The sequence below is a fragment of the Spirillospora sp. CA-142024 genome, from assembly GCF_050942325.1.
Taxonomy (GTDB): Bacteria; Actinomycetota; Actinomycetes; order Streptosporangiales; family Streptosporangiaceae; genus Spirillospora.
Genome location: NZ_CP192077.1, coordinates 1,933,390 through 1,955,818, shown reverse-complemented (window position 1 = coordinate 1,955,818; position 22,429 = coordinate 1,933,390). Strand labels below are relative to the sequence as shown.

Annotated in this window: 19 protein-coding genes; 10 read left to right on the top strand and 9 right to left on the bottom strand. The window is 70.4% G+C overall.

The window, feature by feature from the left end; translation table 11 throughout:
• Nucleotides 1-699: 699 nt before the first annotated feature.
• Nucleotides 700-2,364, bottom strand: a complete 1,665-nt coding sequence (locus ACQPZP_RS09420; RefSeq protein ID WP_433477242.1) for a hypothetical protein — start codon at nucleotides 2,362-2,364, stop codon at nucleotides 700-702.
• A 447-nt stretch (nucleotides 2,365-2,811) separates the two neighbouring features.
• Nucleotides 2,812-3,030, bottom strand: a complete 219-nt coding sequence (locus tag ACQPZP_RS09415; RefSeq protein ID WP_433477241.1) for a DivIVA domain-containing protein — start codon at nucleotides 3,028-3,030, stop codon at nucleotides 2,812-2,814.
• A gap of 262 nt (nucleotides 3,031-3,292) precedes the next feature.
• On the opposite strand from ACQPZP_RS09415, the gene ACQPZP_RS09410 reads away from it, so the two are divergent.
• From ACQPZP_RS09410 to ACQPZP_RS09390, 5 genes are all read left to right on the top strand, one after another.
• Nucleotides 3,293-4,089, top strand: a protein-coding gene (locus ACQPZP_RS09410; protein WP_433479576.1) for an IS5 family transposase whose coding sequence is annotated in 2 segments (ribosomal slippage) — nucleotides 3,293-3,635 and nucleotides 3,635-4,089 — 798 coding nt in all. Because the reading frame shifts where the segments join, the coding sequence is not laid out codon by codon here.
• Between the two features lie 455 nt (nucleotides 4,090-4,544).
• Nucleotides 4,545-5,438: a trehalose-phosphatase gene (locus ACQPZP_RS09405; protein WP_433477240.1), complete on the top strand. Its 894-nt coding sequence runs from the start codon at nucleotides 4,545-4,547 to the stop codon at nucleotides 5,436-5,438.
• A 247-nt stretch (nucleotides 5,439-5,685) separates the two neighbouring features.
• A complete protein-coding gene (locus ACQPZP_RS09400; RefSeq protein WP_433477239.1) occupies nucleotides 5,686-7,056 on the top strand; it encodes a CAP domain-containing protein in 1,371 nt (456 codons plus the stop codon).
• 226 nt (nucleotides 7,057-7,282) lie between these two features.
• Nucleotides 7,283-8,626, top strand: a complete 1,344-nt coding sequence (locus ACQPZP_RS09395; protein WP_433477238.1) for a hypothetical protein — start codon at nucleotides 7,283-7,285, stop codon at nucleotides 8,624-8,626.
• 207 nt (nucleotides 8,627-8,833) lie between these two features.
• Nucleotides 8,834-9,505 carry a hypothetical protein gene (locus ACQPZP_RS09390; protein WP_433477237.1) on the top strand — a complete coding sequence of 224 codons (672 nt, stop codon included), beginning with the start codon at nucleotides 8,834-8,836 and terminating at the stop codon, nucleotides 9,503-9,505.
• Between the two features lie 145 nt (nucleotides 9,506-9,650).
• Here the strand turns inward: ACQPZP_RS09390 and ACQPZP_RS09385 are convergent, their stop codons facing one another.
• Nucleotides 9,651-10,205, bottom strand: a complete 555-nt coding sequence (locus ACQPZP_RS09385; protein ID WP_433477236.1) for a DUF4262 domain-containing protein — start codon at nucleotides 10,203-10,205, stop codon at nucleotides 9,651-9,653.
• 178 nt (nucleotides 10,206-10,383) lie between these two features.
• Between ACQPZP_RS09385 and ACQPZP_RS09380 the strand changes: the two genes are divergently transcribed.
• Nucleotides 10,384-11,820, top strand: a complete 1,437-nt coding sequence (locus ACQPZP_RS09380) for a J domain-containing protein (protein ID WP_433477235.1) — start codon at nucleotides 10,384-10,386, stop codon at nucleotides 11,818-11,820.
• A gap of 12 nt (nucleotides 11,821-11,832) precedes the next feature.
• Here the strand turns inward: ACQPZP_RS09380 and ACQPZP_RS09375 are convergent, their stop codons facing one another.
• On the bottom strand, nucleotides 11,833-12,756 hold the full coding sequence (locus ACQPZP_RS09375; RefSeq protein WP_433477234.1) for a S16 family serine protease: 924 nt from the start codon (nucleotides 12,754-12,756) through the stop codon (nucleotides 11,833-11,835).
• Between the two features lie 179 nt (nucleotides 12,757-12,935).
• On the opposite strand from ACQPZP_RS09375, the gene ACQPZP_RS09370 reads away from it, so the two are divergent.
• Both ACQPZP_RS09370 and ACQPZP_RS09365 read left to right on the top strand, forming a co-directional pair.
• Nucleotides 12,936-14,216: an RNA-guided endonuclease InsQ/TnpB family protein gene (locus ACQPZP_RS09370; RefSeq protein WP_433477233.1), complete on the top strand. Its 1,281-nt coding sequence runs from the start codon at nucleotides 12,936-12,938 to the stop codon at nucleotides 14,214-14,216.
• The gene (locus tag ACQPZP_RS09365) at nucleotides 14,195-14,905 is read left to right on the top strand and encodes a response regulator transcription factor (RefSeq protein WP_433477232.1); all 711 of its coding nucleotides are present in this window, start codon (nucleotides 14,195-14,197) and stop codon (nucleotides 14,903-14,905) included. Before ACQPZP_RS09370 ends, ACQPZP_RS09365 begins: the two co-directional genes overlap by 22 nt.
• Here the strand turns inward: ACQPZP_RS09365 and ACQPZP_RS09360 are convergent.
• Both ACQPZP_RS09360 and ACQPZP_RS09355 read right to left on the bottom strand, forming a co-directional pair.
• Entirely contained in the window at nucleotides 14,862-15,605 is a 744-nt protein-coding gene (locus tag ACQPZP_RS09360) for a hypothetical protein (protein ID WP_433467313.1), read from the bottom strand. The two genes, ACQPZP_RS09365 and ACQPZP_RS09360, sit on opposite strands and share 44 nt — an antisense overlap.
• Before the next feature lie 10 nt (nucleotides 15,606-15,615).
• Complete coding sequence (locus tag ACQPZP_RS09355; RefSeq protein ID WP_433477231.1) at nucleotides 15,616-16,389, bottom strand: hypothetical protein; 774 nt, start codon at nucleotides 16,387-16,389, stop codon at nucleotides 15,616-15,618.
• A 471-nt stretch (nucleotides 16,390-16,860) separates the two neighbouring features.
• Between ACQPZP_RS09355 and ACQPZP_RS09350 the strand changes: the two genes are divergently transcribed.
• Complete coding sequence (locus ACQPZP_RS09350) at nucleotides 16,861-17,790, top strand: sigma-70 family RNA polymerase sigma factor (protein ID WP_433477230.1); 930 nt, start codon at nucleotides 16,861-16,863, stop codon at nucleotides 17,788-17,790.
• Entirely contained in the window at nucleotides 17,787-18,950 is a 1,164-nt protein-coding gene (locus ACQPZP_RS09345; RefSeq protein WP_433477229.1) for a hypothetical protein, read from the top strand. The genes ACQPZP_RS09350 and ACQPZP_RS09345 overlap by 4 nt, the downstream gene beginning before the upstream one ends.
• A 52-nt stretch (nucleotides 18,951-19,002) precedes the next feature.
• Here the strand turns inward: ACQPZP_RS09345 and ACQPZP_RS09340 are convergent, their stop codons facing one another.
• From ACQPZP_RS09340 to ACQPZP_RS09330, 3 genes are read right to left on the bottom strand one after another with little or no spacing between them, the layout of a single operon-like run.
• On the bottom strand, nucleotides 19,003-19,716 hold the full coding sequence (locus ACQPZP_RS09340) for a nuclease-related domain-containing protein (RefSeq protein ID WP_433477228.1): 714 nt from the start codon (nucleotides 19,714-19,716) through the stop codon (nucleotides 19,003-19,005).
• 37 nt (nucleotides 19,717-19,753) lie between these two features.
• A complete protein-coding gene (locus ACQPZP_RS09335; protein ID WP_433477227.1) occupies nucleotides 19,754-20,458 on the bottom strand; it encodes a hypothetical protein in 705 nt (234 codons plus the stop codon).
• Between the two features lie 5 nt (nucleotides 20,459-20,463).
• A complete protein-coding gene (locus ACQPZP_RS09330) occupies nucleotides 20,464-22,425 on the bottom strand; it encodes a helicase HerA-like domain-containing protein (RefSeq protein WP_433477226.1) in 1,962 nt (653 codons plus the stop codon).
• Between the last annotated feature and the right edge of the window lie 4 nt (nucleotides 22,426-22,429).

Here is a 22,429-nt window from a genome sequence, read left to right as displayed (position 1 = left end):
ACACAACAGCACTGCACCGGCTCGCGCCCCTCGGGGCGCGACCAGTGGCACGACCGCAACAAGACCGGCTCGTTCCTCCCCAGGAGCGAGCCGGTTTCTTTTGTGCCGCGAAGGCCCGGTCGAGGCCGGGTCCGGTTACACAAAGAAGTACGGCCGGTCCTGGGCAGGACCGGCCGTAACGACTTGCGGGTCGGCGGGGGCGTCCCCCCGCCGACTACTGGGAGCGGAAGGGGGGCCACCCCTCCGCCGGGGTACTGCTAGCGGAGGGGAGGGCCGCTCCCCCCCGCTGACACGGAGACCGAGGGCGGTGTTGCTGCCCTCGTCCCCCATGTGAAGTTCCGGACCTCGCTCGGCTCGGACACGTTCGGTTCGTCAGACTGCGAATCGGGTGGCCAAACCCTCCTCGCAAACCCGACTCCCCTGCAGTGTCCGCCAAGGCGGAGCACGGTGTCGCCGAGATACGAAGTGGGTGGCCAAACCCTCCTCGCACTCTGCTACACCGCGACATCCGCCGAGGCCGACGCCATGGTGTCGCCGAGATACGAAGTGGGTGGCCAAACCCTCCTCGCACCCGACTACACCTGGCATCTGCCGAGGCCGACGCTACGTTCGTCGAACACGAGGGAAGGGGGCCAAGCCTTCACCTCGCACGCGACTAAACGCAGTGCCGGAAAAGGCCGGTTCCTTGAGCGTTCGCCCCTACTCGACGCTGGAAGCGCCGAGAGAGCTCTCGCTCTGGGTCTTGTTCTTGATCGTGAAGTGTCCGCCGGGGCGAGCCGTCAGCTCGCCCTCTCGGACCTCGGTCTCGCAGGCACCGTTGCTGACGGTGCCGCGGGTCACCAGGCCCGTGAAGCGCCCCTCCTTGAGGAACGCCCCGTGCTGGACCTCACCCACGATCGTGTAGTTGTCACCCTGGATGGTCACCCGGGTGGTGTCGCCGTTGAAGATGGCCACACCGTCCGGACGGACGTCGACGTCATTCGACGCCATGTAGACCGACACGCCACCGATCTTCACGAGAGGCTGCGCCTCCGCGTTCGGGATGGCGAGTTCGGCCTGCAACCGCTCGAACCTGGCGTTCGCCTCGTCGAGCTGCCCGGCCAACCGGTTGCGGTCGGCGACCGCCGCCTCGCAGCCGGCGTTCGCCTGGTCGATCTTGGCGACCGCGTCGTTGCGCTCGGTGGTCACCGTACGCAGCGAACCGGTCACCTCGCGGACCTTCTCGGTCAGCTCACCCACCATGGCGTTCGCCTCGCGGGTCTCGGCGCGCGACCGCTCCAGTTCGGCGTCCTTCTCCTCGGACGCCTTGTCGCGGGCGACGTCGTTCCCCAGTGCGATGGCAACGAGGACGACCATCCCGATGGCCACCCACTGTCCGAAGTCGATCTCCGGGGTGTTGGCCCAGCCGATGTAGGACAGCGAGAGGGCCGCGATGGCACCCGCGATGGGAGCCAGCGACGTCCACATCGCCTGCTCCGTCTCCTCCAGGTGTCCCCGCGCCCAGTTCATCAGCAGGACGGGGGCGACCATGACGCAGACCGGGACCAGCACGTAGAGCGCCTGCCACGGCAGCAGAGCACCCTGGAACTTGTCCGGGGTGGGGAAGCTGTCGTTCAGCAGGGCCCAGCCCACGATGAGGACGAACGTGATGCCGTTGCCGAGGGTCATACCGATGTCTCGGTACCGCCGGCTCAGCGCCTCGTTCTCCTCAGGGTCGGCGGACTTCGTGGTGCCGAATGCCGTCAGGGCCTTCTGCACCATGAACATGTGGAACCCGACGACGCCGGCCCACATCAGCCCACTGGCCTGGATGTTCCCATTGCTGCTGAACAGCGCGATCGCGTAGGCGATCGAACCGAACAGCACGACCCGCAGGATGATCTGGTTCCACCGACGGGGCTTCCAGATCACGAAGATCAGGACTCCCGCCAGCAGCGTGCCGAGCGTCTGGACGGCGGTCCGGGGTCCGGTGCCGATCGTGCTGTCGGCCTCGGCGATCCCGATGTTGATGCCCAGGCTGGTCAGCCCGATCACCACGACGAAGAACCACCGGAGCCTGCACGCGTCGACCTCGAAGCCTCCGCGCACGGTCTTGAAGATCCTCGTCTTCTCTTCCCCGACGGTGCCCATGCTGAACATCGAGCGACCGTACTCGCGGTACACGATGGCCGTGATGAGCTGGAGCGCGGGCCATCCGATCAGGACGATGAGGGTGGCGGCCGACAACCGGGGGAAGATACCCGTCGTCAGCGCGCCTCCCACGCCCTGGGCGAACACGGCGACGATCAGCGCGATCGTCGCCAGCCCCGCCTTCTGGGGAGTGGAACTGCGGTCGAGTCCGACCACAGCGGTTTTTGTGGACACGAGAGCATCCCTCTTTCTTTTTCGTTGGGTCCCACCAGCTCTGCAGCGCCGGCGGTTTTGTTGCTCGCAGGCCCTCCGAGGGGCCGATGCGAACCGACTATGGAGTCGGCACAGTTGACCGTCCCGAAGCGTGCGAGAACGGCAACAGAGTCCGTGGAACCAGGAGGGGTCCTGCAGTGATGACGGTGAAAACCGAACACCCCATGCCGGACACACCGCCGCCCACCCGCCCGACCCTGCTTCGCTGGACCTGATGCCGCGCTGGTCAGCCCGCGCGAGCCTGCCCTGCGGGTGCGGTCGGCGCCGACAGACACGTGGTGTGTACGGGAGGCTGCTGCGTCCGGCGGCATGGTCGTACTGGCCACAAGAGGCCGGGAATGCTTCAAATGGTGGCAACCAAGCGAAGAAGACCCCCGCCTGCGTCGGGCGGGGGCCTTTCTGGTGCACCTAGCGGAGCGCGTCGCGCTCGCGGCGCGCCTCGTCGCGCTCGACGGTCAGCACGGCGATCTCTTCGGCGACCCCGTCGAGGAACTGGTCGACCTGCTCGATCGAGTGGCCGGTCGCCAGGCGCGTCGTCGCGAAGCTCGCCTTCATGACCTCGGCGACGGTGAGCCGGTCGACGCCGGGCACGGACCCATGGCGTGCCTTGATCGAATCGCCGCTCACACCGAGCGCCCCGGGCGAGCGCGGACACCGAGTCGCGGACAGCGTCGAGCTTCCTGTGGAGTTCAGGGTCGGTCATGGCCATGTCCAAGCAGGTCCTCGGGGCCGATGCAGGGCGTTCGGGCCTCGGTGTGGGTCAGGTCGGCCACCAGTTCGTCCGGGCTTAGCATCCGCACATGACCGGGCAAACGGCCCCGCTCACGGTTGCGCTCGTAGTAAGACGCCATCTCATTTGGGTTGGGGCCGGTAGTCTGCGGCCGTGGAGATGGTGGAACGGTTGGTGCCTGAGGAGTTGTGGGAGCTGTTCCAGCGAGTGGTGCCGCCCGCTCCGACGCGGCCGCAGGGCGGTGGCCGGCGTCGGCACGGGGATCGCGAGGTGCTGGCGGCGATCATCTTCGTGGCGACCACCGGCTGTACGTGGCAGCAGTTGCCGCCGGTGTTCGGGCCGTCGGGCCCTACCGCACACCGGCGTTTCGCCGAGTGGACGGCTGCGCGGGTGTGGGCCAAGCTGCACCGCCTGGTGCTGGACGAGCTGGGCGGGCGCGGTGAGCTGGACTGGTCGCAGTGCGCGATCGACTCGGTCAGCGTCCGCGCGAGCAAAGGGGGGAACTGACAGGCCCGAATCCTGTCGACCGCGGCAAACGTGGGTCGAAGATCCATCTGCTGGTCGATCGTGCCGGACTGCCGCTGTCTGTCGGTATCTCTGCGGCCAACACCCACGACAAGCTCGCGCTGGAGCCGCTGGTGCGGGGCATCGCGCCGATCCGTTCCCGGCGCGGGCCGCGCCGACGCCGCCCGGCAAAGCTGCACGGCGACAAGGGCTACGACTACACCGACCTGCGGCGCTGGCTACGCGAGCGCGGCATCATCCCGCGCATCGCCCGACGCGGCATCGAGTCCTCCGACCGGCTCGGCCGGCACCGCTGGGTGGTGGAACGAACAGTGTCCTGGCTGAGCGGCTGCCGTCGACTGCACCGCCGCTACGAACGCAAACCCGAACACTTCCTGGCCTTCGTCGGCATCGCCGCCACACTCATCTGCCACCGCCGACTCACCAAATGAGATGACGTCTAAGCGCGATGCTCCGGTCCGGCCGGCAGGTGGGCCACCTGAGGCTGCCCAGTAACCCCCGGTTGCCTCCGAGCAGCATCAGCGTGTCGAAGGTCGTCGGCGGCGTGGCGATGAGCTGCCCGCGATGTAGGTGGGCCCGAGTTCACGTCCACTCCAGGCTCTGATCCACCGCTGGGCCGCTTGACCAGGCTCGCCGTGGGGGCCTGAGCGGTCCGTGAGGCTTCGCTCCACGGTGCGCGACACCAGTGCGGCCCGCGCCGGCCCGTACATGATCGCCGTCGAGGCTTCGACACCACGCGCGCACGCCCCTCGGTGCCCCCAGGGTTGCGTCCGGCGCCTGGTCAGGGACGGTCTCACTTAGTGGCGGCACGCGGCCGTCACGAAAAAAACCAGCTGTGTGGCGTGCAAGGCAAGACGTCACGCACAAACGAAAGGGGCATAAGCCCATGACCAAGGAATCCGGAGCATCCGGAGACCAGCTGTTCTCCTTCCAGACGAAGGAGGGCGAGAAGGCGATGGAAGCCTTCGAGCAGGACCCCCAGCACGCCGTGGTCGTCGAGGACTGGGACGGGAACAAAGCGCCCACCGTCAAGTTCCCGGACATGCCGTTCGTCGACCCGCGGTACCGCGGGCTGTACGAGCAGCTCGTCGAGCAGATCGGCGCCGCCGGCCTCCTGACCGGCCGATCGGTCGGCCAGATCCGGCAGTTCGGCCAGGAGTACGGCTGGGAGAACGGCCTGCTCGTGCCGGGTACTCACATGATCGGACAGTTCGGCTGCGAGTACTGGCACCACGGTCGGCTCACCGTGCCGGTCGCGCGCCCGAGCAAGTTCGACATGGTCGTCGAGGAACTGCCCGGGGTCCTGGCGGACGCCGGCGTGACCAGCCCGTCCATCGAGAAGGTGAAGTCTCACTTCGTCGCCGGGCACTACGACGCCGGTACGGACGAGGAGACGGTCGCCCGAGTGGTCTCCGGGTGCACGGCGCTGGCCAAGAGGGCCTCGACGCCGGAGTCCCGCCTGGTGTGCCACGCGGGTAACTCGGTGGTCGAGATCGGCCCGGCGGGGGTCAACAAGGAGAACTCCCTCGCCTGGTTCGTGTGCTCACTCCCGTTCCTTCCCTCGGTGGTCTACTTCTCGGGGGACGGCGAGCAGGACGAGCGGGCCTTCAGGGCCCTCAACTGGCTCCGCAAGCAGGGTGTGCCCGTCATCAAGGGGGGCACGTCCGGCAGCAACGGGGTCTTCGCCAACAAGAACGTGGAACGGCAGGCCGATCTGCACCTGCGGGGGCCCCAGGGGAACCTCGCGTTCATGCAGTGGGTGTGCCAGCTCACGGCGTAACAACGGCGCCGTAGTCGGCTGACTGCGGCACCGTCGCACCACCCGTGGCCCCCGGAGAGATCCGGGGGTCACACTTGTTGCGCCTCCAGCGTGCCGCTCGGGACCTGGGCGCAGGTATTCGATCGGCGGATCTCTTGCCTGTTCGGTGCGCCCTCGTACGGTCCTTGAGGAGGCCTTGTGTTCGCTTGGCGTGGTCGTCCGGACGCCCGTCCTTCGTGGGGACGACCTCTTCAGACGGGGGATGGCGATGCGCGAACTGGTTTCCGGCGGGAACCTTCCGCTGCCCGACGGCGCGATCTCGATCGAGGTGCCGGGGCCCTTCGATCTGTCCGCGCTGATCACGGGCGATGACCGGAAGGTCGGAGGCGACGAGGACTTCGTGTTCTTCAACCAGCCGTCGGCCCCGGGGGCCCGCCTGCGGCCCGGAGCGGTCGTGGTTGATCCGCCGCGGTTGCGGGCCGGGGCCAGCCGAGTCACGGTGGTCATCAGCGCCGCCGACCCTGGGACCCCGCTGAGCGGCCTGCCCGCCCCCGCGCTGCAGGCCGTCGGCGGCAACGGTGCGGTGGTGGCCCGGTTCACCCCGCCACGTCCGGGGACCGAGACCGTTCTTCTGCTTGTGGAGATCTACCGGCGCGGCGCCACGTGGAAGCTGCGCGCCCTCGGCCAGGGGTACGCCGACGGCCTGGCGGGGCTGGCCCGCGACTTCGGTGTCGACGTCTCCGACGACGGCACCCAGGCGCCGCCCCCGGCCGCGCCTCCTCCGCCGCCCCGGGCCGCGGCGCCACCGCCCCCGCCCGCCGTCAGCCGTCCCGTCCGGCCGCCGGTCGCCGTCGCCCATCTGAACGGCTTCGGGCACCACGCCAGCGCCTTGCGGGCCAGGAGCGGGCTGCCGCCCATCACGCTCGACGGCCGGCTCACCGCGGCCGCCCAGGCGCACGCCGCGGCCATGGCCGCGCAACGCCGGCTCGACGCCGACGGGCCGGACGGGATGTCGGTCTTCGACCAGGTCACAATGCACGGTTACATCTACCTGACCATCGACGAGCAGCTCGTGTCCGGTCCGCGCACGCTGGAAGAGTTCATCCAGTACTACCTGAACGGCGGGCAACCGGTGGAGGCCCTGCGCAACGGGGAGCTCTGTGACGTCGGTATCGGCCACGCGTCCGGGAGGGGCCGCGACCGCGACCTCTACTGGACGGTGCTGTGGGCGACACCGTTCTCCCCGGCCGGCCGGACGCGGTTCGCCGCCGAGGTCGTCTCGCTCACCAACGCCCAGCGGGCCGCCCATGGGCTCCGGCCGCTAGCCGACGACCGGTGCCTGGCCGCGGCGGCCCAGGCGTACAGCGAGGACATGGCCGCCCGCCGCTTCTACTCTCATACGTCGCCCGAGGGAACCCAGCCCTGGGACCGCGCCGCCGCGGCAGGCTCCACGCACCTCGGCATCGGCGAGAACATCGCCTGCGGCCAGCGCTCCCCCGCCGAGGTCGTGCAGGGCTGGATGGACAGCCCGGGGCACCGCGCCAACATCCTCAAGCCCGACTTCACCCACATCGGGATCGGCTTCCAGGGTGGGGGCAAGGCGGGCACCTACTGGACGCAGCTCTTCGGGTCCGTCTGAGCAAGTCGCGCATCCGCCTCACGCGGGTGACGGCCTGAAACGGACGTTACTACGCGGAGCAGGTCGCTCACCCTTTCCGAAACGGCGATTCGCCGGAAACGGCCATGGCTCTTCGGCGGCATTGCCAGCCGCGAGGAGACCGGCACGGTCATCTCTGCCTGGTCCTCGGACCGGGCCGTCCGCACGTCGCGTGCGGGCGAACGACAACGCAAAGGAGAGATGACACGTGTCACCCGCCTACAGGGGATACATCGCCGAACCGTGGGGCCAGCCGGCACCCAGGGTTCTGCAGAGGCTCACACCGTTCACGCTGGCGGCAGGCGAGTCCCTCGTCGGCCGGCATCGCGAGGTCGGCGAACCGGGCCGGGCGCTGAGCGTCACCTCGCAGGAGGCCTGCCGCCGTTTCGGCACGATGGTGGACGCGCTTCGTCTGCGCGGCATCACCGGTAAAGACGAGACCCTCGTCGACACCACCGCGGGTGGTCCGGACGGGCTCGCCTCCGCCGGGTTCGCCGACGGCGGCGACGTGGACCACTGGTGGATCGGAGGCGACTTGGACCACGCGTTCGAAACCGCCCCCGACGTCATCACGCTCCTCGTGGGCGCCGGCGGCCTGCGCAGCAGGCGCCGTGCGGTCGCGAGGACGCCGGAGTCCGCCGTCCCGCTGGAGTGGCCGGCTTCGGAGAGCGACCTGAGCGAGTTGGACGGGGATATCACGTCCATCGGCTTCGGACCTCGGGGCCACATCCTGGGGGTCGAGGATCTGCTCTGGTGCCTCAAGAGTGCCGTCACCCGGTTGGTTCGGGCCCTGCCCGCCGACGGGCCGACGGTACGACTGCGGTTCCGCGTTCCCGTCGAGGAGCGCTGGCTCCCGCTGCTCACCGCACTGCGGCTGGGCCGCGTCCAGCCGGAGGTGTGCACCACCTGGTTCGAGAGGACGAGGCGAGACCGCCGACTCCTTACGAGCTGGTTCACCGGGCAGCTGGCCGGGATGCTGGGCGAGCACCGGCACCGCGTGCAGGTGGTCTTCCACGACGCTCTTCGTGAGGTCGGCGAGGAGCTCGAAGCGGCCGTCATCCGGGGTGAGAAACCGGGGCCGGCCGACCTCATCGTCAAGATGCGCGCGAAGGACGACGAGGTCTGGAAGTTGGCCTTGCATCCGCGCGTCCAGGCGGCGGTCTCGGACGAACTCCACACCGAGGGACTGTTCGCACCCGGGCAGCCTCCCGAGCTGGGCGGCCTCAAGGGCCTCGTCGACGCGGCCGACGTCGTCGACATGATGAGATTCGGCCTTGACGGCCTGGCCATCGTGATCGACGAGCCGAGCGCCGCCTGGCGAATGGTCACCATGACCGAGCGCTTCGCCCGGCACTACGTGGGCGAAGCGACGCGGTCGATGGCGATCGGCGCGCCGACAAGGGTCTGGGGCAGGATCCCGGACCCGTCCGGTCCCTTCGCCCGATTCCGGGGAGACCCCGGGCACATGGTCGTTCTCAACCCCGACGACCCCTCCGTGGGGAAGCGGGTGCGGAGCAACGTCCTGTTCAACGAGCTCTACTCCGTGCGGTGACCGCATAGGGGTGAGCCCGACTCGGTGTCCCGGTGGGGCGGCTTCGAGCCGCCCCACCGGGACGCTTTTCGTGTGCCCCCGGGTCGATTCCCCTTCGCCACCGGCGGCACCCCGGTTGCCATTCGGCGTCCGCTTCGCACGGTCGTCACTACCTGCCGATTCCTCGGGACCGGCAGAACAACGACGCAACCGAAAGGGGAAACGAACATGTCCAAACCCGCATTCAGCAGGACTCTCGTACTCCGAGTCCTGTACACGAGCCTCGCCTGGCTCGGCGTCATCCTGTCGCTGTTCGCCGTCTCGACGACGCTCGGCGACGCAGCCCCGAACAACGTCCTGTGGATGATCACGGCGGCGACGGGCCTCACCGCCGTTCTCTTCCGGATGGCTCTGCAAGTCCCGCGAATTCGCAAGATCGCGGGAATCCGGAACGTCGAGCGAGGCGAGATCCGCGCGAGCTGGTCGATGTACCCGATGGAGATCCGCCAACTCGCGATCTTCCCCACGATCGCCAACCTGTTCATGCTGTGGGCGTTCGAACTGATCAAGCACATGGACGCGGCGAAGCCGGTGGAGGACTGGTCTGCCGGAGAGCTGATGGTCCCGCCGCTCATGGGCGCGGCCCTCGGCCTCTACATCCTGGCCGTGAACGCGATCCTTTCCATGCGGCGCAAGGCGTGGCCCGGCAGCCGGCACCGCCCCGTGCTGGGTGTGGTGCTCGCGAGCTGGCTCACCGCCACCGTCTGCCTGCTGCCATCGGCCTTCATGGGCGCGGCTTCGGCCATGACCCTGCAGGTCCTCGTCACCTCCGCCATCACGGGGGCGATGACAGTCATCGCAGCGCTGATCACCCTGAAGGCGGTCTCCGCGGCGAAGTGACCGGCGCTGGAAGGCGCACCAATGACGGGTGGGGAGGAGCACTTCTCCCCACCTTGTTGTTTTTCGCGCCGGCGGATTCGAGAGAAAGCACCCCACGTCGTCAACGTGAGGTGCCTTCTGGTGCGGGCGTCCGGACCTGGCCGGTCTACGACAGGGTCGTCCAGACGCATTTCGGGTGGCGCCTCCTCGGGATGTCCAGATTCGGCTGGAGCTCTTTGAGCGCCTCGTCGAAGCCGTCGTCGCCGGGGAACCTCCCGTCGGCGTCGGCCCAGATGAGCTGGCGGTACTCGGGCAGCCGGCCCTCGTAGAAGGCACAGGCAGTGCTCAGCAGCTCCGTGCCATGCCAGCTGGCGTGGACCCTGACGACCTTCAGCTTCAAAGACGTCAGCTCATGATCGACGGTGCCCACCCCGAGCAGATCGTGGTCCAACGGTGGGACGGCCTGCTTGAGGATGTAGCGACGTTCACCGCGGGGCAGACCGCAGATGAGCAGTTCCGGAAAGCCGAAGTTGTGCCCCAGACCCACGGTGCAGGACCAGGCCGGACCTTCGTAACACCAGTCCAGAAGGTCATGGTCGCCGTGGTCGACGAACGTCCAACGGAGGCTGCGAATTCGATCGGCGACGCGACCGACGTCCTCGTCCGTCCGCTTCCCCTGGTGGATCAGGCAGCGGCATGATGTCCGATCAAACTCGGTCATCGGTATTCCTCCCTTCTTTGATTTGTGGGGCCCCACTTGTCTTGCCGGGACCCACTGAGAACCGTCCGGGCGCGGCAGCCCACGACCACGTACGCGCGTGACCGGTGGCCGAAGTCGGCAGCCACAGGCCACGAACCACGGACTGTCGAGATGGAGACCGGCCGACGAGTGGGATGCCATGGGAAACGACCAACCGGACTACTACGAGCTCCTCGGCGTGGAGCGGACCGCGCCCGCGGAGGAGATCACCCGGGCATACCGCCGCGCGATGCGAGCGGTGCATCCCGACGCCAGCGGCACCTCCGGGCTGTTCCGGCTGGTCAAGACGGCGTACGACACGTTGAAGGACCCGGCGTCCCGCGCCGCGTACGACGCCCGTTCCCGCACGGTTCCGCCCGAGCCGCCGCCCCGGCCCCGGCCCGAACCGGAGCCCGAACCGGAGCCGAAGCCGCGGCCGGGCCCGGAGAGCGGGAACCAGCAGGACAGGAAACAGCAGCGGACGAAACAGCCGGGCGCGGAGCAACAGAGCAGGGAGCAGGAGTACAGGGAGCACCAGCAGGCGGGGCAGCAGAACACGAAGGCCGGTCCGCGGCGCCCTTATGGCACTGGCTCATCCCAGCCCCGCGTCTCCTTCACGAAACCCCGGGCGCCCGAACCCGAACCCGAATCTGCCCCACGCGTCCGTCCCCGGTTCGGTGCTCACTGGTTCCGGGTGGTGGCCATCGTCGTCTGGACGGTGGCCGCCCTGGCCGCGGTGTACGCGCTGTGGCCCGCCGGCTTCCCGGTCGAGTTCATGCTGCTCCTGCTCCTGCCGCTGATCGCGCTGCCGGTCGTCGCACTGGAGCCCACGCTGCGGTCCCAATCCTGGCTCTGGGCCGTGTGCGTGCTGCCGTTCGCGGCCGCCACCGCGCTCGCCGCGGCCGACGCCGACGGCGGCGCCTTCTGGACGCTCTGCGCCGCGCTGGCGGCACTCGCCGCGGGGGGCGCTGGGCTGGCGGCGGCGCCGCACATCGTCCGGCAGGGCCGGGAACTGGACCGGCTGATCGCCCCCGACTCACTCGGCTACCAGATCTTCAACGTGGCCGGAGCGGGACTCGACGGCGACCCCCTGCGCCAGCGGCTGGCGCAGGAAAGCGCCACCGGGCTGGAGACGCTCGCGCAGCTCAACGGCGTTCGGATCGTGCATGCGATCACCGCTCCGCAGCCGTCGGGGCAGCCCCTCCCCTATGTCGACCACGTCGTGATGCGCGGCAACCGGCTCGCCCTCGTCATGGCCCGCCGCTGGCCCGCCGGGACCTACGCCTGGACGGGCAAGGGGGTGATCACGACCGTCGGACGCCCGTTCTCCGACGGCGACACCGGCATCGCCGCCGCCGTGAAGGAGATCCGCAAGGTGGTACCGCGCGGAGTGCGGGTCCGGGGGTTCGTCGCCGTGCTTCCAGACGACCCCGTGCGGTCGTCTTCGGTGAAGTTCCCGGTGCCCGAGAACGGCGACCTGCTCGTCGGTGACCTGGCACAGGTCCGCGAGGCGATCGAGGCGTGGCTCGGGGAGGGCGACCCGGTCGTGCAACGGCGCGTGCTCGCCGCGCTGCTGCCCCATCTCCGCCACCCCTGAGCGGATCGGGTGTCAGCAGAGCGGAGCGCGACCGCCGGCGGCGCAGAGCCAGCCGACGGCCTCCGACACCGTGCGGACCGGCACGACCCGTACGCCGGTGCCCTTGGCCGCCGCGGCCGCGACGGACCGCTGCCAGATCGGCACGAAGAACACGTCCATGCGCGCCTTCGCCGCCGCGTGCACCTTCTCGGGTATGTCGCCGACCGCGGTCACGTCCCCGTCGAGGCTGATCCCGCCGGTGCCGGCGACGCGGCGCCCGCCGGTCAGGTCGCCCGGGGTGAGCGCGTCGACCCGGGCCAGCGCCAGGATGAGCCCCGCCGAGGGGCCCTCCACCGAGCCGAGCGGGTAGGCGGTGGCCGAGACGGCAGGGCCGGCCTGCACCCCGGCGAGCCGGCCCGCGGGCATCCGCCGGATCTCGGCGGTCCCCCACGTACCGCCGGACGTGTACGGGACGACGAGCACACGCACGGCCGTCCCCCGTACGGTCACGGCCTCCAGGTCGGACGGCGCACGCAGCGGGGTCAGGTCGTCTGATTCGCCCGCCGCCAGCAGAACGTCGCCGGGGTGAAGGCCGGAGGCGGCCGCCGGCCCGGTGACCGCGGTCACCTGCAGACCGGCGGCGGCCACGGGTGCCCGCCCGGCGGCGAGCTGGGCGGCGACCAGCACGGCGTGGGTCTGCGAGGTGCTCATCGCGTCATCGGACCGGGGCGGGCCCTTGTCGCCGCCGGACCCGCCTCCGTCGGCCCGGATCGTGCGTTCTCCGGTGAGCTCCGCCTTCGCGTACTGGAACCAGTTGCTGCGCTGCACGCGGGCCGTCAGGACCGACCAGGACCCGCCCTCGGGCCGGCCGACCTCGATCGCCGGCCCCGGACCGACTCGGTTGTACGGCGAGCCGCTCATCCCGAAAACGGCCAGGACGACGAAAGACGCGATCACGCCGTACAACACGCTGCGCCTCAACGACATCCCAGCCCGTTCACTGCCGCTCCGGACGGCCGGCTTCACCTGGCGCCCACAGCGTGGAGGCGCCATCCTTCAGGACGAGAAGGATACGCGGCACGATGCCGGACGGTGCTCTTCGAGTTTTGTCGGTGGTGGTCGGTAGCTTGTTGGGCATGTCCCGTTACCGTCTGCAGCCGACACCTGCTCAGGAGCAGGCGTTGCTGGAGCATTGCGGGCACGCCCGGTTCGTCTGGAATCTCGCCGTCGAGCAGCACGGTTGCTGGCGGCCGGGCCGCCGCTCGGCACCGCGGTTCGCCGAGCAGTGCCGCCAGTTGACGCGGGCGCGGGCGGAGTTCGCTTGGTTGCGGGCGGGGTCGGTGACGGTGCAGCAGCAGGCGCTCAAGGACTTCGCCCAGGCCATGGGCAACTTTTTCGCAGGCACTCACCGGCGCCCGACCTGGCGCAAGGCCGGACGCCACGAAGGGTTCCGGATCGTGGCCGTCAAGCCCGGCGACGTGCGGCGGGTGTCGCGGCGGGTCGGTCAGGTGAAGGTGCCCAAGGTGGGGTGGGTGCGGTTCCGCTGGTCCCGGCCCGTCCCCGGGGACGCTAAATCGTTCCGGGTCACCCGGGATCGGGCGGGGCGCTGGCATGTCGCGTTCGCCGCGATCCCCGACCCCATCCCCGCGCCCGGCACGGGTGAGGTAGTGGGGGTAGACCGAGGTGTGGCCGTCAGTGCCGCCTTGTCGACCGGCGACCTGCTCACTGCACCCGGCTTGCGAGAGACGGAGCGGGCTCGGCTGGCGCGGCTGCTGCGCAGACTCGCCCGCGCCCAGGGCGGCTCGAAGCGGCGCGCCAGGGTCAAGGCCGCGATCACGCGATTGCGGGCCCGCGAGACCGACCGGCGCAAAGACTGGATCGAGAAGACCTCCACCAGCCTGGCCCGCCGGTTCGACCTGATCGCCGTCGAGGATCTCAACATCCGGGACATGACCCGGTCGGCGCGCGGCACGGTGGAGGCACCAGGCCGCAACGTTCGGCAGAAGGCCGGGCTGAACCGGGGCATCCTCGCCGCCGGCTGGGGTGTGCTGGTGACCCGGTTGGAGCACAAGGCACCCGGACGCGTCATCAAGATCGACCCGCATAACACGTCGCAGACCTGTAACACCTGCAAGCATGTCGCCGGGGAGAGCCGCAAGAGCCAAGCGGTCTTCGTCTGCGTCGCCTGCGGGTTCCGGGTCCACGCCGACGTGAACGCGGCAATGAACATACGCGATACGGCCGCAGGGCATGCGGTCGCTGCACGGGAAGGCCCGCCGTTGGGCGAGCCGGTGAACCGTGAACCTCAACACGACCTACCTTTACGGGGTAGTGGTTGCTGTTGGGATCCCCTTGGCTCAGATGGGGAGGATGTCAACTCCGTTATCATTGCGCCATGGCGCGGATCCTGCTGGTAGACGATGATGCGCGTCTCGTCAAGCTGGTCTCGGGTCTGCTGCGCAAGCGGCATTACCAGGTGGAGTCGGTCGCCAACGGAGAGTTGGCCCGGGTGGCGTTGCGCCGCGGCGACATCGACCTCGCGCTGCTGGACATCAACCTCCCCGACATCGACGGGCTGTCCCTCATCGACCAGTTGCGCGACGAGGGGAACACCACGCCGCTGATCCTGCTGACCGTCCGCTCCGAGCCGCACGAGCAGGCGCTCGGGCTGCGGCTGGGCGCGGACGACTACGTCGTCAAGCCCTTCCATCCGGAGGTGCTGGTCGCGCGGATCCAGGCGCTGCTGCGGCGCAGCGCGGGAAGCATCGCCCGGCACTCCGGCGAGACCCGCGGTGACATGCTCGACATCCCTCCGGTGCGGGTCGACTTCACCGCCCGGCAGGTGTTCCGGGACGGATCCGAGGTGCGGCTGGCCCCCATGGAGTACTCCGTCCTGGAGTTCCTGGCGGTGAACCGCGGCCGGGCGGTCTCCAAGGAGGAGATCATGCTGCACGTGTGGGGCACCGACCGGGGGGTCTCCCGGACGCTGGCCGAGCACGTGTCCCGGCTGCGCCGCAAGCTCGGCGACGGCGTGATCATGACGAGGACTGGGTTCGGGTACCTCATTCCGGCGGCTCCGGAGGATTCCGCAGCCACAGCTCAGTGACCAGGACGTTCTGCGCTTCGAGCCGGCACCACATCTGGTCGCCGTTGGACTGCATGGTGATGCGCCACCGGGCCAGCCCCAGGTGATCGCCGACCCCGTTGGTCACGCGCGCCGGCCAGGGCAGCCCGATCCGGGCCCGCATCGGCTCCAGATCGGACCGGGTCAGGTGCCGGGAGACCGAACGCACCGTGTGGACGGTGAAGTCGCCCTGCTCCCGTGCGGAGACCTGCGGGCGCATGAGCCCGCCGAGCAGCGCGTTGTGGGTCCGGACGGTGTCGGCCACGATCTGCTCGGCCCGCACGCCGGGCGAGCGCACCTCCTCCAGGTCGGTGAGCAGCCGGGCGAGCCCGTCGATCGCCGAGCCGAGCAGTTTCACGTCCTCGGAGGCCGCCTCGCCGAGCAGCCCCGCGGTGACCGACGCGATGGTGAGCTCGCCCGCCATCCGGTAGGCGAACCCCCGGGTGAACCGGTCGTGCCACAGTTCCGCCGGCGTTCCCGCGTCGCGATCGACGAGCACCGCGGAGGCCGCGGTCAGCGGGATCGCGGTGAGCGAGCCGCTGGTGAAGACCGACCGCCAGGTCAGCGCCTGGCCGGCCGCGACGAGCGAGTCCCGGTCGAGGCTTCCCCCGCCCGGAACGCTCAGATCGTCGACGCCGGAGGGTTGGACCCCCGCCCGTGCGTGCACCACCACGGGAAGCACGGGGGTCCCCTCAGTCCTTCTCCGCGGCGGCCTTGTCGGCCACGAGCTGGTCGAGCGCCTCGCGGAGATCGGTACCGGTCTTGACGACCCGGACGTAGTGTCCGGTCAGCCGGCCGGCGAGCTGGGCGTTCAGGCCGCCCTCGCCGATACCGCCGGAGAGCTGGTGCTCCTCGACGGCCACGATCGCGTTCCCGCGCTCGGCGAGGGCGTCGGTGACCTGCACCGGGTTCATGGCGTTGACCAGAAAGGTCGCCGGGTCGTTGGAGAACTCGATGATCTCCAGCCGCTCCCGTCCGTAGCCGTGGTTCAGCAGGCTCTCGGCGCCCTTGAGCCGGCTCGCGCCGCGGCCGATGCACGCTCCGCGCGCGTCGACGCCGGGGACGGTCGGCGCCACCGCGATCTTCGTCTTGGTCCCGGCGACCCGGGCGATGGCCTTGATGACGACCTTGCCGGAGAGCAGTTCGTCGACGAACCCCGCCAGCAGGCGTTCGACCAGCTCGGGCGCCGTCGCCGAGAGCATGAGGCGCTCCGAGCCGTCCGGCCCCGGGGACACGCCGACGACGAGCGCGACGACCTTGCTGCCCGACGCCAGCTGGGGCTGTGGAGCCCCCTCCGGGAGGTCGAAGGCGTCGGCGCGCGGCAGGAGGGCGTCGCGCGCCTCTCCGGTCGCGACGTCATAGACGGCGCAGCGGAACCCGTCCGGCCCGCTCGACTTGATGTGTGCGGTCACGGTCGTCCCGACGAGCGGGGATTCGAGACCGAGATCGCTGAGGATCGTTCGCACCGATCAACTTCCTTTCCGTTGGCAGACGGAGCCCGTGGCCTCCGCCTGGTCCACGCAGCCTAAGCGCGCACCCCCTGACCTCTAGAGTCCGGGCATTCCCGGATCCGCAACCCGACGCGGCGAACCGGCTGTGCGTTCCCTCGATCAACACACCGCGTGTACACCGAACGGACATCAACAGGTCAACACTGTGTCTACGTGATCTCAATTCTTTGTCAACGAACTTGTCGCGGAGTCCCCTCCCCGGACAGTCGCGCCACCCCCCGGCGAAGCGCTCAACTGCGATCTTCCGTCGGCGTTCGCGTGAGCGGCCGCCACAACCGTTCAACACAGGTTCCCGCAGCCGTCCGAACGGCCTGCGAACGTATCAACGATCTGTTTCCGTTCCGACCGTTCCCGGGCCATCCGGCATCGAACGTGCATAGCTACAAAACTCCAGCCTCTGCATTCCTGACTAGCCGAGGGAGACGGATGGACATCGAGCAGCCAGCGCGTGGCGAACGCCCCACCGCCGACGAGTTCCGTACCCGCAATGACGAGCTCTTCGCCCGGCGCCACGAACTCCAGGAGCGGCTCACCGCGCTGCGCGCGAGGGCCGGCTCCGACGAGCTCGACATACTCTCGGAGCTGGTGTTGCGACGGGCCGAGCGGGAGTTCGAGGACCTCACGCTTGAGATCATGATTGCGAACTTCGGCCTCGTCCGCAGGTACGTCACCATGTTCACCTCGAAGTCCAGCGAGCACATCGAGGACTTCGAGAGCGCCGGCAAGGTCGGGTTGCTGTGGGCGATCGCCTCCTACGACCCGAACCGCGGGCCTTTCGCCAGCTGGGCCTTCAAGCCCATCCAGCGGGAGGTGCTGCGCGCGGTGCGGGACGCCGATCATCCCAACCTCAATCCCGGGGACTTTGAGAAGCGCCCGGCCATCCTTGCGGCCGAGCGGGCGTTCCTTGAGCAGGCCGGACCGGACGCCCCCGTCGACCACGCCGACATCGCGCGGCGCGCCGGGGTGACCGAGGCCCAGGTGCGCCGCGTGCTCGACGCGCCCCGGTTGGACAGCCTCCACACGGTGGCCGGCGCCCCCGGGGAGGACGAGGTCGCGTGGGAGGACCGGCTCCCCGACTCCGCCCCGAGCATCGAGGAGGAGGTGCTGCTCCGCTTCGACCTGCGCGCCCTCAGCAGCCGCGGCTTGCCGTTGCTCGACCCCCGCGAACGGTACGTACTGACGCGCCGTTTCGGGCTGGACGGCGAGCCGGAGCAGGCGCTGCGCGTCATCGGTGAACGGCTCGGGCTGTCCCGCGAAGGTGTGCGGCAGATCCAGCAGAAGGCCCTCGCCAAGCTGCTCCAGCCCATCGTCGACGCGTCGGACGGCCCTGGGCGACTCGAAGGAAGGGCAGGATGAACGACGGACGGGAGCACGCGGGCCGGCCCGGCGGGGGGCCGGCCGGCGGTGTCGGGGAGACGACCCCGTGGGTCATCATCGATGACACCGACGCCTCCGCCGAGGAGCCCGCCGCGCCGCCCGCGGCGGGGCCCGGGCAGACGCCCGCCGCCCCCGCGCCCGAACAGCCGCAGGAGGCGGCGAAGCCCGCGCAGAGCGACCCCTGGGGTTCGCTCGGAACCTGGGACTCCATGGCGGGCGCCGCGCCCGCGGCGCCTTCCGACCCCTGGGGCGCTTCCGCCGCGCCGCCCGGCTCCGGCGCCGAGGGCACGCCCGGCAACGGCTCCACCGCCGCCGCCGGGCCTCAGGGCGCCCCCAGCGCCCCCCACAGCGCCCCCTCGGGCACGCAGAGCGCCCCGGCGAGGCCGCCGCACAACATCCCACCCAACGCCCCGCACAGCCCGCCTGGCGCCCCTCACGGCGCTTCCCCGGCCCCTGCGCCCAGCGCCCCGCACACTCCGCCAGGCGCCCCGCACAGCGCTCCCCCGAGCCCCGCGCCCAGCGCCCCGCCGAACACCCCGTTCAACGCCGCGCCGGGAACCGCGCCGGGCAACCCGTTCAACACCCCGCCGAACGCCCCGCCGGGAACCGCGCCGGGCAACCCGTTCAGCGCGCCGCCGAACGCCCCGCAGGGCACTCCGCCGGGCAACCCGTTCAGCGCGCCGCCGAACGCCCCGCAGGGCACTCCGCCGGCCAACCCGTTCAGCGCGCAGCAGAGCGCCGCCTACAGCGCCCCGCCGAACGTCGCGCACAGCGCGGCGCCCGGCGCCGGCTACGGGCAGGCGCCCGAGACGGCGCCCGGAGCGGCGCCGCACGGCTGGCCTGGGCCCAGCGGGGTCTCCCAGCCGGAGCCGGCCGCCGCCTGGGGGGAGACCGCGGATCAAAGCGGCACCGCCGACGCCGCGCAGAACGCCTGGTTCTTCGACGGGGACGCCGACGGAGACGGCGGCGGTGCGGACCAGAAGGGCGGCCCCGTGGGGGCGATCCGCCGGGGCCTGTCCGGCCGGGTACCGCGGCCCAGCGCCCTCGACCTCGGCCCCTTCATCCTCACCTTCTTCATCACCTGCATGGGCGTCCTGCTGGTCGTCGCGTCGCTCGTCTGGCGTCCAGACCTTCCGTGACCCCCCAGGGCGCCGGCGGCCGAAGCCCGCATCGACGCCCCGGACCGGCCGCTCAGGCCGGGCTCGCCTCCCAGAGATTCCGCATGGTCTCCTGGGCCTCCTCGGCCGCTCCGAAGACACGCGGGGCACGGTCCAGAACCCCTTTCAGGTCTTGGGCCGAGCACACCCACACTCCGTTGGCGGCGGTGAAGGGCCGGTTCCGCATCCCGGGCACGCAGACGACGGCGAGCACCCTCTTGCCGCCCATCTTCCGGGACAGCCGCCGGGCCTGGTTCGCCGCCTGACGGACGGGGTCGCCGTGCAGCACGCGCGCCCCCACCCGCATGGTCCCGTTGTCGGCGGACACCTGACCGTGCCCGGTCTTCACCTCGATGGCCGCGGCCCCGCCGCCGCGGGTGAAGACCACCGTGTCGCAGTCGCCGCCGCGGTTGCCCAGCACGAGCCCGTACGCCGCCGCGATCGATCCCGTGCGCCGGACGGCCGCTCGCACCTCCCGCTCGGACCGCGCGCCGACGGCGGACCGGCGGGCCTGCCGCAGCACCCGCGTGGCGCGGATCCACGCGTACCCGCAGCCCGCCAGCGCGGCCACTCCCGCGACCGCCGCCAGCACCCGCGGCACACTGGCGTCGAAGACCAGCAGCCCCAGGAAGCATCCGGCCGCCGCGACGGCCAGCGCCGCGGCCGCGGCCGCGTAGAGCGAGCCGACGGTCCGGTGGCGCCACATCTGCCGGGAGACGAAGGCTCCGGCCCGCCCGACCTCGTACATTGTCTCTCTCCTGGGACGCTCGTATCCGGAACCCGGATCAGGCGCGGGCGCGCAGCCGCTTGCGCCGTGCCTTCTCGGCGTCCGCGCGGCGCGGCGTCGGCCGGCCCTTCGGGTCCTGGGGGCCGCGGGCCGTCTCGTCCGCCTTCTCCGCGCCCGCCCGGCGCCGCCGGATGTTCCGCAGCGCCTTGAACCAGATGACGCCCTGCTCCGACCCGTCGCGGATCACCAGTCGGATCTCCCGCGCCAGTTTCCGGACGAGCCGCCAGAACCCCAGCGCGAAGCCGGCGACCATGAAGTTCAGCACCGCCCCGAGCCCGGCCACCTGTCCCCAGGCGGCCGCCTCGCGCACCCCGCACCGTCCCGTGCTGAACAGCCCGCCGGGGCACTCGCTCGGGATCATCACCACGAGGGCACCGGCGGCGGCGGCGAGGGCGCACAGCGCGGCGGCGGCGGTGTACCTGCCGATCGTCTTCTTCCATCGACGGTGGAGCCGCACGGTCAGCCGGACCACCGCGCCGGCCGCGACACCGGCCGCGCCGGCGGTGATGAGGTCTCCGGCGTCGAACGTGACCACATCTCCGTACTGGAAGATGAGGAGCTCGATCGAAAGGCCGGCCAGGACGAATCCGAGCAGCACGATGATCGAGGCTTCGAGCGCGATCGCCAGGGGATCGAACCGGCGCGTCCGCGCCTCGTCGGGCGGCGGCGCCTCGTCCTTCGGCCGCCGCCGCGGCATTCTCACGGCCTTCACATCGGCCCCGTCGTCTGCTGGGGCTGGAGACCGGGCGCGGTCGGCGCCGGCACCGCGAACGGGTCCGGCGGCTGGTAGCGGTCCAGCTCCTGCTTCCGCATCGGAATGATCACGTACTCGACCCGGCTGGCGGGCTTGTTGACCCGCAGATAACCCTCACCGGTGCCGAGGGCGCGCAGTTCCTTGGGGGCGACGATGTACTGCTCCTCCCCCATGGCCTGCAGGTTCTGGGTGTGCCCGTCCTGGCCGACGCGCTCGCTGAACTTGTTGTTGTCCCGCATGCCGAGGAAGTCGGCGCATTTCTCCGCGGCCTCGGGGGACGACTGGGCCATCGCGACCAGCCAGTTGATGTTCTGGGTCAGCCGGGACCAGTCGTCGCCGTCCTTGTCGATCCAGTCCGTCGGGCCCTGGGTGCAGAGGATCATGTTGAACAGCGCGGACCGGACTCGCGACAGCATGTTCATCGCGATCTCCCGGTCGATGAAGTTCGCCTCGTCCACCACGATCAGCCGTGGCCGGTCCTTCGGGGCACGGCCCTGGATCCGCTGCGCGGCGTAGACCGACAGGCGCTGCAGCGCCGAGGACGAAAGGATCTTGGCCATGTCGGGCTGACCGAGGGAGTTGAGCCCGATATAGGTCAGCCCCTCCCTCCGGACGTCGATCATCTGCCGGTCTCCGGCCGGGACGAGGATGCGCCGGCCGGCGCCGGAGTCGTACAGCCCGGTCAGCTTGGTGCCGAAGCTGGCCGCGGAGACGCCCTCGTCGCGGGACGGCCGGAGCACGTTGGTGTAGCGCTCCGTGCAGTAGCCGATACCGCGCGCCCGGTCGATCGTGAGGACGTGCTCCTTGACGGCGCCCTTCATGGTCTCGCCGTGCTCCATGATCTTGCCGATGCCGAGCATGGTGGGATGGCCGAACGTGTCCGGCGCGATCTCGTTGGCCTCGTAGCACATCTGGACGACCTGCTGCAGGACCTTGCGGTTCAGGGCCTGCCAGTACGCGTCGTCGAACTCGACCATCGTCATGATGGTGTCGAACGCCTCGTCGGCGGACATGCCGGCGAGCGCGTTGAACCAGTAGGACGGGCGGTCGTCGCCGAGGGCGATCTCCTGCATCGGCACCCGGTGCGCCTGCCCGTAGGCGCGCAGGAAGTCGCGCAGGCCGCCCGGCTCGGTGTCCTCCTTCATGTCGATGACGGTGACGTCGAAGCCCATGTCGAGCGCCGCCCCGATGATCCACATCAGCGTGACGGTCTTCCCGCTGCCGGTGGAGCCGACGACGGCGCCGTGCATGCCCATCTCCTGGGTGCTCAGCCACACCGGCCGGTCCCTGGCGCCCAGGCCGAGCGGGACGGCCTTGGCCTTGTACGGCGTCCTCCGGGCCTTCTCCGTCGCGTGCGGGCCGTGCACCGCGGAGATGTCGGCCACGGTCACCCGTGTGGACACCCGCTTCTTCAGCATCTCGCGCCGGCCGTCCCGCGGAGTGATCGGGTCGTCGACCAGCTCCTTGTGCCGGAACCAGGTGCCGTCGAAAATGTCGACGAACTTCTTCTTCTTGCGCAGGAAGGACGCGAGCCCCGCGATCGCCGAGCCCCTGGCCTTGCCGACGATCAGTCCGAAGCAGCCCGCGAGGACCGCTGTCAGGGACAGCAGCACGGTGACGGGCACTTTCCCGGGCTGACCCGGGCCGAAGTCGGCGAAGCTGGCCAGCCAGTAGCCGTACGCGTACGCGTTCTCCTTGGCCCGCAGGGCGAACCCCACCACTCCCGACAGCGTCACGATGGCCCAGTCCCGGCGGGCCAGGAATCGGCGCAACGCGATCAGGAGCATCCAGGCGCAGAGGGCCGGAACGAGCACGGCCAGGATGACCGCGAACACCAGCAGGACCACGGTGGGGAAGACATAGCCGCCGCCGGCATAGTCCGTGGGCCTGCTGTCCGGCCCCCTCGGGTCCGCCATGTTC